Below are 13,102 nucleotides of genomic sequence, written 5' to 3' on the forward strand. Positions count from 1 at the left end.
AGGAGGAAATTGTTATGTTAGATACCTATGCCAGAGTATATGCGAAGGTAGATCTGGAAGCTGTAAATAAAAATGTTGAAAACATGCATGCCTCCCTTCCTGATGGAACAAAAATGCTTGCTGTCGTTAAGGCTAATGGATACGGAATGGGAGCAGCTCCTATAGCAAGTATGGTTGAGGAAAAGGATTATATATGGGGATTTGCCACTGCAACAGCAGAAGAGGCATTTGCGCTCCGCGATGAGGGCATTACCAAGCCAATACTTGTTTTGGGATATACATTTCCGTATGCGTACAAAAGAATGCTTATGGAAGGAATAAGACCATCTGTATTCAGAGAGGATATGTTATCAGACCTTTCAAAATGCTGGAAGGAAAATCACAAGGAAGCCGGAGATGAAAGGTTTTATGTCCATATAGCTGTTGATTGCGGAATGAGCAGAATAGGTATACGACCAAACACTGAAGGCGAAGAATTTATTATGAAAGCCTTTAAGGCAGAAGGTATAAAGGTTGAGGGTATTTTTACGCATTTTGCAAGAGCAGACGAAAAGAATCTCGCAAGTGCGAGAAAATGCTTTAAAACCTTTGAAAAGTTCGTTTATGGAGTAGAAGAGAAAAAAGGTGTGTATTTCAGACTGAAGCACTGCTGCAACAGCGCAGGGATCATCCAGCTCCGGGAGGCACATATGGATATGGTAAGGTGCGGTGTCACCATGTATGGGATGTGGCCATCTGAAGAAGTGGATAAAGAAAAAATACAGATAAATCCGGTACTTTCCATGATCAGCCATGTTACATATGTTAAAACCATCCCTCCCAAAACAGAAGTGAGTTACGGAGGGACCTTTGTTTCTGACAAAGAAATGAAAATCGCAACTATACCTGTGGGATATGCCGATGGATATCCAAGAACTTTATCAGGTGGAAAAGGGCAGGTTTTGATCAGCGGCAAAAGAGCGCCTGTCATTGGAAGAATATGCATGGATCAGTTTATGGTTGATGTCACTGATATTGATGATGTGAAAGAAGGAGATGAAGTGGTCTTGATCGGACATGGATCAGCAGCTGATGAAAATCAGGAATCTATTTCACTTGAAGAATTGGGGCAAAAGAGTGGTAGATTCAATTATGAGTTTGCTTGTGAAATAAGCGGAAGAGTTCCACGTATTTATGAAAAAAATCAAAGTTTTTAATGGATAAGAAAACCTATAGCTTTGTCACAAGAATATTTTTTTTAATACCTGCAACAAAAGTGCTGGTTTATCTATTATAAGAATTACCTGCAAAAATAGAAAAAAATGCCGATATGGGTAAGTTAACTTCTTGAAAGAGCTATGTATAAATTTTATAATTTTCATAGAACAGAGGTAGATGTAGAGGAGCCAGAAGATGGAGTTTAAAGTTGGTGTAGGTAAATCCGATTTTAGAGATATCCGAGAATCCGGTAATTATTACGTTGATAAGACCGAGATTCTATATGAGCTTGTGCATGATACTGATAATGCGGTAAGTTTATTTACCAGACCTAGAAGATTCGGTAAAACATTGATGATGAGTATGATGGAAAACTTCTTCAATATTAGGAAGGATAGTCATACTTTGTTTGATGGTCTTGATATCTCTGGGCATCAAGACTTTTGTAAGACTTGGATGAATCAGTATCCGGTGCTATTTGTCTCCTTTAAGGACGTGGACGCTGAGACGTTTGAAGGTGCATATAAAATGCTGGAGACCAAGCTGGCAGATCTTTGTAAAGAGCTTGCACCAATTTTTATTGATACAGTAGTTGATAAAGATGATGAACGAATTTTTATGAAGCTTAAGGCTCAGGAAGCTGATGAAGCGGATGTAAAGAATTCGCTGAAAACAATTATGAGAATGATGAATGCTGTTTATGGTAAGAATTCAATTCTCCTAATTGATGAATATGATGTACCGCTTGCGAAAGCCAGTGAAAAGGATACAAAAGAGAATTCTTACTATTCAAGGATGCTCGATGTGATTAAGGGGATAATGAGTAGTGCTCTTAAATATAATGAGTTTTTGCAGTTTGCTGTAATAACAGGATGCCTTCGCATTGCTAAGGAGAGTATATTTACAGGGACAAATAATTTTGCATCCTATTCGGTTTTAGATGAGGGTTTTTCTAAATATTTTGGGTTCCTTGATAAGGATGTTGATGAAATTCTTGCTGCAGCAGGTAGAGAGGATGTAAAGGAATCAGTTAGAGAATGGTATAACGGATATATTTTTGGAAGCAATTCGCTATATTGTCCCTGGGATGTGATAAATTATCTTTCAGATCTGAAAAAGGATACTAATCTATTACCTAAGAATTATTGGAAAAATACAAGTCATAACAGCATTTTGCTTACATTTGTTAAACGTACAGATTTTGATGTTGCTGATAAATTTGAAGAATTGTTAAACGGCGGATCTGTAATATCAAAGATAACGGATCAGTTAACATATGATACATTACATTCATCAGAAGATAATCTGTGGAGTGTTCTTCTGATGACCGGATATGTTTCAAAGGCTGATCAGAGTGAAGCCTCGGAAACAGTATCGCTTCGTATTCCAAATATGGAAATAGCGACGATTTTTGAAGATACTGTCGTGGAATTTTTTAATGATACTGCTGATAAGGAATCAATTTCTGAATTGTTATTGGCATTATGGGAAAACAATCAGGATAAAGCAACTAAGATAATATCAGATCTTTTATGGAATACAATTAGTTATAACGACTATCATGAAGATTATTATCATGCATTCCTTGCAGGTATTTTTGTTGGAAGAGGCTACAATGTAGAATCTAATAAGGAAAAGGGCTTGGGCAGACCGGATATCTTATTGAAGGATAAAAAGAATCGAAGGGCAATCATTATTGAGGCGAAGAAGTCTAAAAAGGAATCGGATTTGGATAAAGATTGCAATGAAGCAATTCAACAGATAATTGACATGAAGTATACTGAAGGCCTATATGGATATGAACAGATATTGTGTTATGGCGTGGCATTTTTTCAAAAACAGGCAAAGGTTAAGAAAATAAAATAAATAACAAGATTAGGTATTATGTGAGCTCTCAGACATATGATCTGAGAGCTCTTTTTGACATTACCTTTGATGAGGCAGGCGGTATTTTTTTGCAGAAAGGAAAGGAGATCAACATGGTTGCAATTCCTGCCATTGATATGGTGGCAACCGGAAAAAACATAGCAAGGTTGCGTCAGGATGCCGGATTGTCTGTTAAGGATTTACAGATGTTATTTGGCTTTATGACTCCTCAGGCGATATACAAGTGGCAGCACGGAACAGCGATTCCGTCAGTGGATAACTTAGTGATTTTATCCGTGGTATTTGGAGTTCCTATGGATGACATTATTGTTATTGATACCGGTATTCAGGCGCAAGTCAGCGCCTAATATAAAAATATATAGTGGAGCTGTGAGTAAACACGGCTCCGAGCATGGTCCCATAGTCTAATGGTTTAGGACACGTTATTTAGATATACGTTAGATATTGTCAGTTTACATAAATAATGCCAATGAATGAATTTAAAAAGTCCGTTTTTACGGGCTTTTTTCTTTGCCTATTGGCAGGTTCCATGTAAAATTTTTACACGAAGTTTGCCAATAGGTGTCGGATTTACACGAGTTTTGCCAATAGATGGCGATTTTACATGAATTCTGCCAATAGATGGCGAAAATAAACATATTTTTACACATAAAACCGTAGATTTAATATCTGCGTTGTGATAATCTCGTTTTAGGGAAAAGAAAAAGCACCACCAATTGCAGCAGGTTTTGACGGACGAGCAGCAATCTGTGATGCCATTTGCGTTAGCAGTTATACAGCCAGTCAAAGACGGTTGTATAGCTACTTTCGTACACAAATCGTATCATACCCCAGACTATTTTTCAATCGAGTCTGAGCTTTAAGACGCCTATTTTACTGGCATTTCAACATCAAGTAACTTGTAAAACTAAATTCCACCCCTTTAACACACGACATGGAACTTACTAATTCCAAACTCGGGTATGGAATTTACTAATTCTTATTGATATCATCCATAGGTTCATCCACATATGCTCTCCGGCATTAAGGAGGAACTTATGGAATCCACTAATAAGAACAAGCATCTTGATTTAGACAAGCGTTATGAAATCCAGCATGGTTTGGATGACTCTCTCAGCTTTAAAGCCATTGGAGCTGCGATAGGAAAAGACTGTACCACTATTTCAAAAGAAGTCAGAGCACATATAATATATGAAAAGAAGGGCGCTCCTTATCGACCTTTCAATGACTGCGCCAACAGAACACACTGCACTCACTATGGGGATGCCTGTGACGAGTGTACCAGGAAAAACAAAAAGAACTGCAGAAGCTGTGGATCATGCATACCTGCATGTCCGGATTATGAGAAGGAACTCTGTCCTCTTCATACAAAGCCTCCATATGTATGCAACGGATGCAGCGTGAGAAACACATGCACCCTTGAGAAGCATCTTTATAATGCACGCTATGCGCAGAAAGAGTACGAAGACTTAAGGAGTGAATCCCGATCCGGCTTCAACCTCACAGAGAAGGAACTTAAGCAGCTCAATTCAGTTGTAAGTCCCCTCCTTATGAATGGGCAGTCAATACACCACATCCTCACTAACAATCCTGACAAGATACTCCGCTGCGAAAAGACCATTTACACATATGTGGACAACGGACTCTTTGATGGCAGGAACGTTGATATGCCAAGAAAAGTCCGCTTCAGAGTAAGAAAGAACAAATCTGTTCCACTGAAAGTTGATAAGGCATGCCGAAAGGGGCGTACCTACGATGATTACTTAAAATATCGTGAGGAGCATCCGGAACTTCCTGTGGTGGAACTCGATTCAGTTGAAGGCATTAAGGGCGGCGCCGTTCTCCTGACAATACACTTTGTTCTACAGAAGTTCCAGCTTGCTTTTCTTAGACCGGCAAATGACTCACAATCGGTTATAGACATCTTCAATGATATATATGACCTTTTAGGAAAAAAGCTTTTCATGAAACTCTTCCCTATCCTTTTATGTGATAACGGAACAGAATTTTCTAATCCTGAAGCACTCGAATACAGTTCTGATGGCGAGCTGCGCTCAAGAGTATTCTACTGCAATCCATCAGCTCCAAACGAAAAAGGAGCTTGTGAGAACAACCATGAATTTATAAGAAGAGTCATTCCAAAAGGAAAAGACATTGGGAAGTATACTCAGGAACAGATTGACCTGATGATGAATCACATCAACTCCTATAGCCGTCCCGAGCTGGGAAACAAACCACCCTATGCAATGCTCTCATTCATCTATGGCAAGAAGGTATTAAAGCTTTTTAGATTTGAAATCATAAAGCCTAATGACATTATTCTAAAACCTTCACTGCTCAAAAAGAATAATTCATAATGGAGCGGGAACGGAGTCAAGGGACAGTACGCTGGGCGCCTGCGCCCGGGCAGCCCTTGACGCAGTGACACGGATTATCCTGAACTAACAGACAGCAAGCATGCTTGCTGTCCTGCTTCCGGCGAGGACGGGTCTGGGCAGAGCCCAGTTAAAGGGTCAAGGGACTAGTCCCTTGCAGGTTCTTAGGGCGGAGCCCTGAGCCTCCGGAGGACGTTAATCATGTCTCAGCCTGTATTTTGACCATTAACTATTAAATTCCGAGGTTTCTGCGGAGCAGAAACTTCCATTTCATAATAAAAAAGCCGGAGTTCTGCGTAGTTGGATGACTTTCATACCTACTTCTCTTAGGGGGTGGAATTCACTAACTCTTAACAGGACAACGTGAACTCGACTTCTGATTGTCATACGCATTTTTCCGACTTTTGTGCTATTATAGCCGTAAATGTGGATAAAATCCATCATTTTTGTAAAAAGAAAACTCCACCCCGTGGAATTTACTCCTACAAGGTGGAAGTTACTCTTACAAAGTGGAATTAACTATTACAAGTCACCCATTTCAACATCATTCGGGGTATAAGTCTATCTTTTTCCTATTGTTTCATTAACAGCAACAGAATATGGGGGTGTTTGTGAAGTACAGATTTTCTGCGCCTTTGGAAGAACCACGCAGTAAGTCCTACATGAAGAGCTATCACGTCTGCTATAGCAGGAAGCTTGGGAGGAACATAACTGCACTGGGACAGTTTCAGTTTGACAATCTTCTTTGTCTGGAGATGGATCCCAAAGTCATATGGTACTGTGAGCGTCCGATGGAAGATATTCTCCATATAAACGGAAAATCCATAAAAGTAGAGCCTTCTGTTTATGTCGTGTATTCAGGCGGTCAGGAATCTTTTCAGTTAGTGACTTCCGGTGATACTGACAACAGTGTGATCGCAGATTTCAATCTCTGGGGAGTCTGTAAAAATGAACAGATAGAAATAAGGCGCACCAGAGATATCTATGCAGGTGTTTTCTTTATGAGAAATATATATTTTCTGGCAGCGCGTGCAAGGAGGGTCAGGACTATAGATAAAGGTGCGGATGACGCATTCGTAAGGTATCTGTCAATGAATGGGACGATGACTATAGGACAGCTCATCACCTCTGGGAGACTTACAGAGCCAAATGGATGTGACTACATTGCTGACCTTTATTACAGGGGACTGATCAGAATCCATGACATGGAAGAAAAGCAGATTTCATATAAAACGGAGGTTGACTGCGTATGAGTCACAGAAAATATGACAGATATGAACTGATGGAATCGAGGTTTTTATGGAGAGAACCGGCTACCGAGCTGTTATCTGATGAGAAGAAAGCCATTTACCAGGCAAGAAAAAGAGCAGTGGACATGTATATAGATGGTGAGGATCTTGAATCCATTGCAGGTAAGACCGGAATAGATAAAAGCCATGTAGTCAAGTTCGTGGACAGATGCCTTGAAAGGGATAAATCCGGGAACTTCAGGGGGTACTCATCACTCTGCCCATGGAAATACCACAGGGAAAAGAAAAATTCCATCGGCCCATTTGAAAAGTTGCTGTCACAGCACGAAGAACTTAAGGATTTTATAGAGGGAAATTATTTCGGATATGAAAAATACACGCTTGAAAAGAATATGAACCTTGTAAAACTGCACGGAAAATTTCTGAAAGAGTGCCAGAATATCGGGATAGGTGCAGATGATTACCCGTTTAATACATCATCCCAGGGATACCAGGCTCTGCGCCGTTATGTTAAGAGACTTGAAGAAAGCTCAGTAAAGCTTGCAAACAGAAGGTCTGACAAGGATGCAGCACAGAAAGCTGCAAGTACCGGATATGGTGAGAATTACAGTCCCCTTCCGGTGGCGCCCTATTCACGGGGGCAGATTGACGGGCACCGGCTGGACATGCTGTATATATCAAGCGTTGAACTTGGAGACGGGACAGTAATAGAGGATATATGTGAACGATGCTGGTTCCTTCCCACAATTGATGTGGCAAGCAGATGTATAGTCGGATTCTATATGAGCCAGGAGCCAAATTATAACCAGTTTGATCTTCTGAAGGCCATGCAGTGTTCATTCAGACCACATGAAAAGGTAAAAATGACTATTGAAGGACTTGATCATCCTGAAAAGGAGGGCTTCCCTTCACAAAAATATTCCCAACTCGAATATGCCCTGTTTGACGAGATCATGCTGGACAATGCAAAGGCTCATCTGGCAAAAAACATTGTTGGAAGAGTCACGGAAAAACTTGGTATAACACTCAACTATGGTGCGGTATCAACACCGGAGACGCGCGGCATTGTAGAAAGATTTTTCAGGACAATAGAGGAACGGGGATTCCATGCCCTGCCCGGGACTGTAGGCAGTAACAGTCACGACCTGAGACGGAACAATCCTGAAAAGCAGGCCTTAAAATACAGGATCACGTTTGATGACATATGCCAGATAATGGAAATCCTTGTAATTGAATACAACAATTCTCCGCATAGCGGTCTGCTTAACAGAACTCCTCTTGAAGTACTTGGCGAAAGACTGGAACAGGGCATGATACCACACACCGCCACAGCCCGTGAGAGACAGGAGATTGAGAAACTTCTGCTCATGCCTAAAGAAGTTACTGTACGTGGAAACATTAAGAGCGGAAAAAGACCCTATGTCACATATCTTGGAGCAAAGTACAGAGGTAATATACTGTCTGTAAATTATGAATTCCTAGGCGACAGGCTGCTCCTTATGGTAAATCCCGATGATATTTCTGCCATAGATGCGTATGCCAGTGATGGCACCTTCATAGAAACACTTAGAGCAGTAGGAGAGTATGGACGAAAGAAGCATTCCCTGAAAACAAGAAAGCTCGCACTGAAATATGCAAATGACAATAAGAAAAAGCATAGTGATGTAGCGACACCTCTCACAGACATAGAGCAGAGCCTCAGAAAACGTGCTTCTAAGAGCAAAAAAGCAAGGACAAGGTATGACATTATCCAAAGAGAACAGGGACCGGACAGAAAAGAAAAGAAGAGTGCCGGACAGAATAAACAGGCAGAACTCATATCTATTTCAGCCAGGAATAAGATCCTGATCAAACATCCTGACGGAAACATTAACGACATGACTTCAGAAGAGACCTGGATGGTAATTATGAACGAGAAAGCAGGGAGGGAATAATGATCACAGACAGTATCTATAATGACCAGAAAGCAACAACAGCTGCGATAACCATATCCTACATGCAGTCTGCAGGATTCCATATAGCAACCAACAGCATATTTGAGCTTCTGTACAAGATCAATGGATGGATGCTCTCTGGTGTCTGCGGAGCAATGATCTATGGCAGGTCCAGGATAGGTAAGACCTCCGCGATTGCTTATATAGTGGATGCCCTCCATGTAAGATATGGTGAGAACTTCCCTATATTGGTCTGGTCTTTGACGGAACACGGCTCCAAAGTAACAGACAAGTCATTCTATGCAGGGATACTTAACGTGCTCGGGATAGACATCGGGAAATACAATCGTATAACTGCGCTTGAACTGAAGATAAAGGTAATTAACTATTTCGCGATCAAGGCAGCGGAAACGCCCTTTAATAAAGCAATAATGATAATAGACGAGGCATATAAACTTGATGAGGCTGAGTATTACTGGCTCATGGATATTTACAATACCCTACGGCTGCAGCATCAGATACAGCTATCCATATTTTTTGTAGGGACACCGCGGGAAATGATATGTACGAGGGATTCATTCATACTTCAGAAAAAAGATCAGATAGTAGAACGCTTTTTCATAAATGAATACAGATTCAGTGGGATAAAGAGCTGTGAAGAACTAGCATACTGTCTGTCAGAGCTTGATAAGACAAAAGTTCATGAAGCACTTCCTATAGACAGCAATGTAGGTCTCGTAGAATTTTTCTTTCCATATGCCTACGTTGACAGCAAGGCTACGTTTCTCAGTATAGCAGAAGAATACTGGGAGGCGTTTAATGAAGTCAAGTTCAAGTATGCAATAAACTTTGATGACATCCCCATGCAGTATTTCATGCAGTCGTTTTTGCAATGTCTGATATCCTACGGTACAGGATCATTGAATCCCAAGTATTTCCTTCATAAAAATGACATCACTCTTGCAATTGAAGAAACCGGTTATGGGAGGATAAATTCTGATGAGTAAACTTGCCATAAGTGATATAGAAGATCCTGTTAAAAAGCCAAGATTTATGTGGAAAACAGAATGGGTCAGACCGCATGAATCATTATGGTCTGTCATGAGGAATTTCCGGGTGGTGAACGGGCACTGCAGTTATTCCGGGGCACTTAAGCTGCTGGGGATACAGCTCATAGGAAATCCTAAACAATATCTGGGAATAGAGAGTCAATATGGAATCTATTCTCGTTATACCATACGGGAAGAATGGGGGAAGATTGTTGAAGAAGAACTTCTTCCCCGATGGTATATGGAAAAAATTGAACCATTTTCAAAACTTATGTCTAATGCTCCTGAACTGGTTTCTGAAAAGCTGTACTATTGTCCAAAATGCATTGAACATGGGTATCATTCTTACATTCATCAGTTAGCTGATATAAGGATATGTCCCTTCCATGAAGGAGTGAAGCTGAGAAAAGACATAACTCAGACATATGTATGGGGTGAATCAAGAAGATTTGAATATGACCATGACGATGATTATTACAACAGAAGGCTTGTTTTCAGCATTTTCGACAGGGAGACATGCGATTTTGATAATGAAATAATGGGAAGACTACCCACGGAATGGCACACGCCTCATGACCTGTTCAATAAAATGAGCAGTTCCGGAATATATTCCGACTATGAGTCCATAATGATAGCTGCCTCAGATATTGAATTCAGAAACACGGACATTTCTGGAGGGAAGCTATTCATAGAGGCTAACAGACGTAATCCGTTTATAGTCATACATGATGTTAAAGCCCTTGATAAACTTGCTTACATTACTTTTGCAAAAAGTATCCAGGAAATGAATTTAAAGAATTTATATATATATGATATGGATCCTGAAAGACTGCTGTATTTGCAATATGCTGATGAACTTATTATTCTCATTCTCGCTCGGGAATTTATGGCCGGTATTTCTGTTGAAGATATAAGACTTGCTGAGGGGAATCTTATAACAGGAGGCACAGTGGACTTCAGGGATGAGATAGGAGCCAAAACGCTATTTCTATGGGAATATACACATAGCAGGCTTTTTCACAAATTCCTGACTATCGATGATTATTATCAGCTTGGTGAGTATAAAGCCAGCTACAGACCAAAACGATTTTGTGTAGATGAGATACTTTCAAGCGGTATATATGGTTCAACTATGGATTATCAGTATTTATGCATGTACTTAAAGACCATATGCGGTCCTGCTTCAATAACTTCATGAGGTTCCTGTTTCATGATCCTGAATACCGGAAAACAGGACTTGGCTTCAATGACGAATATGATCTGCTTAAGACCCCGACTTATATTGTTGAAAAGAAAAAGGATGTGATCAACATCTACAAAGCATAGAAGAGTTATAGTAAATTATGAAAATCTTACCTCTGTGTAAAATAACAGCCGTTCCTTGGGGAATGGCTATTATTTTTTTATCTTTTTTTCAGAGAATGATAATGGTTTTATGCGGGATTTATTGTAATACTTTAGCTAGGAAAGTTGTGGAATTTATGGATGATATATATCAATATCTATGCATCTTTAATGCAATATTGATTATTTCATCAAGCATCAGAATCTCGTCATGATCAAGGAGGTTTTTATGAAGAAATCACTGGGTTTTTTACTTGCCGGTATACTTCTGTGCAGCACAATTGTGTTAAGCGGTTTTGCTAATAAAAATAATGCAAATTCCGGTGGCGACAAAAATCTGACTGCATCAGGCGAGGTCACACAGGAGCAGATTGAGGAAAATATCATTGGAACATGGTTTCTAGCAGAGCAAGATGGTCAGCCGGCGTTAACAAACGAGAAGCGAATACTCGATATAATTTCAACTAAAAAAGCCTATTCCAGTGTGTCTAGAGTTGAACCAGAGGTATCTCCTTTTGACCATCATGCAGAAGCAGAAGTTGATATCAATGGTAATATTATGACCATCACAATTGATATTGGGGAAGATACAACCCCCGTACATGAATTCACAATCACAGATATTAGTGACAATGAGTTCACCGCTATAATGAGTCTTCCGAAACCTAAGAATGACCCTAAGCCTGAAAATATAAAGAATGACTCTAAACCTGAAAATACAAAAAATGTTGTTACATTTGTCAAAATCGATGACAACTATACCAAAGATATAATAGGTACTTGGGAAGGCCGCTGTACAAGTAAAGACTCCATATTTGATGATGAACAGGATCACCGTTGGGAATATAAAGCTGACGGTACCTTCGTGTATTACGTGAAGGATGGTGACAAATGGATAGCCAGTGAAGACTCACAGAACGAATATTTTGTGGAAGGTCCCCTGCTCTGCACACGTTGGGTAGAAGATGATGTTGAGAGCCGTGAATGGTGGGAAATCACTATCGATGGCGACAAGATGAACTGGACAGCTTTGCGTGAAGATGAGAATGGTAAAACCTTTACAGCCACTTTCGAAATGAACAAAGTTGATGAGTCTTCTGACAAAGTAACGCAGGAGCAGATTGAAGAGAATATCATAGGAAGATGGATGTTATCCGAAGAAGACGGTACTCCAGTTATGACCAATGAAAAGTCGGTATTCAATATAGTTTCAACTAATAAAGCATATGCAGGTGTTTCTTGGGTGTCTGATACAGGAAAAAAATCTCTTTGGCATTCCCCTGAAGAAGTTGAAGTTACAGTAGATGGCAACGTTGTAACCATTACAATTAACCCAAGCGAAAATAGATCTTTTGTTCATGAGTTTACCATTAACGATATTAGTGACAGCAAATTTACTGCAAATAAAAAACGTATAGATACAATAAATGGAGCTGAACCGTCGGTTATAGAAAGTGTTGTTTCTTTTGTGAAAATCAATGATGACTACAGCAAGGACATCATAGGCACATGGGAAGGACGTTGTACAAGCGAAGGATCTGCATTTGACGATGGGCAGGATCATCGTTGGGAATACAAAGATGATGGCACATTTGTTTATTATGTAAAGGATGGAGATGAATGGGCACCAGGCGAAGACTCAATGAACGAATATTTCGTGGATGGGAACCTGCTCTGCACCCGCTGGATGGAAGGTGATGAAGAAAACCGTGAATGGTGGGAAACCACTATCGATGGCGATAAGATGAGCTGGACAGCTTTGCGTGAAGATGAGAATGGTAAAGCCTTTACAGCAACTTTTGAGATGACTAGAGTAACCGAATAAATTCATAAAGAATTATAAGTCTAGAGCAGACTGAAAGAATAGCTAGTAATAATTCTAAACAGCAAAAAAGCAGCTAAAAAGCTGCTTTTTTGCTGTTAAAATGAACTTCATGACAGATTAACTTAAATCTGAAAAAACAAACGGCAGTAATGAATATGAAGTAGTCCTAGGGCGGGATTTAGCAAAAAATGGCATTCCTATAGGAAAAAGAAAGGAAAGAAGGAGGAAAGAAGGAGGCGAT

Annotated in this window: 9 protein-coding genes; all 9 read left to right on the forward strand. The window is 40.0% G+C overall.

Annotation, left to right across the window (positions count from 1 at the left end; genetic code table 11):
- Positions 1–14: 14 nt before the first annotated feature.
- The 9 genes from alr (at position 15) to ACHCNF_RS17625 (ending at position 12,861) form a co-directional block, all read left to right on the forward strand.
- Positions 15–1,196, forward strand: coding sequence for an alanine racemase (alr, locus tag ACHCNF_RS17585; protein ID WP_408072354.1), 1,182 nt, complete (start codon positions 15–17; stop codon positions 1,194–1,196).
- Positions 1,197–1,392: 196 nt separating this feature from the next.
- Positions 1,393–3,063 carry an AAA family ATPase gene (locus tag ACHCNF_RS17590; protein ID WP_408072355.1) on the forward strand — a complete coding sequence of 557 codons (1,671 nt, stop codon included), beginning with the start codon at positions 1,393–1,395 and terminating at the stop codon, positions 3,061–3,063.
- Positions 3,064–3,176: 113 nt separating this feature from the next.
- A complete protein-coding gene (locus ACHCNF_RS17595) occupies positions 3,177–3,431 on the forward strand; it encodes a helix-turn-helix domain-containing protein (protein ID WP_408072662.1) in 255 nt (84 codons plus the stop codon).
- 690 nt (positions 3,432–4,121) lie between these two features.
- Positions 4,122–5,441, forward strand: a complete 1,320-nt coding sequence (locus ACHCNF_RS17600; protein ID WP_408070750.1) for an IS30 family transposase — start codon at positions 4,122–4,124, stop codon at positions 5,439–5,441.
- A 629-nt stretch (positions 5,442–6,070) separates the two neighbouring features.
- Positions 6,071–6,712, forward strand: a complete 642-nt coding sequence (locus ACHCNF_RS17605) for a hypothetical protein (RefSeq protein WP_408072356.1) — start codon at positions 6,071–6,073, stop codon at positions 6,710–6,712.
- A complete protein-coding gene (locus tag ACHCNF_RS17610; protein ID WP_408072357.1) occupies positions 6,709–8,643 on the forward strand; it encodes a TnsB C-terminal domain-containing protein in 1,935 nt (644 codons plus the stop codon). Before ACHCNF_RS17605 ends, ACHCNF_RS17610 begins: the two co-directional genes overlap by 4 nt.
- The gene (locus ACHCNF_RS17615; RefSeq protein ID WP_408072358.1) at positions 8,643–9,650 is read left to right on the forward strand and encodes an ATP-binding protein; all 1,008 of its coding nucleotides are present in this window, start codon (positions 8,643–8,645) and stop codon (positions 9,648–9,650) included. The genes ACHCNF_RS17610 and ACHCNF_RS17615 overlap by 1 nt, the downstream gene beginning before the upstream one ends.
- A complete protein-coding gene (locus tag ACHCNF_RS17620; RefSeq protein WP_408072359.1) occupies positions 9,643–10,890 on the forward strand; it encodes a TniQ family protein in 1,248 nt (415 codons plus the stop codon). Before ACHCNF_RS17615 ends, ACHCNF_RS17620 begins: the two co-directional genes overlap by 8 nt.
- Positions 10,891–11,265: 375 nt before the next feature.
- Positions 11,266–12,861 (forward strand): hypothetical protein, encoded by a 1,596-nt coding sequence (locus ACHCNF_RS17625; RefSeq protein WP_408072360.1) that lies wholly within the window; start codon positions 11,266–11,268, stop codon positions 12,859–12,861.
- Positions 12,862–13,102 lie beyond the last annotated feature (241 nt).

Origin of the sequence: Butyrivibrio sp. NATIVEDY162 (genome assembly GCF_045999815.1) — a bacterium.
Classification (GTDB): Bacteria; Bacillota; Clostridia; order Lachnospirales; family Lachnospiraceae; genus Butyrivibrio.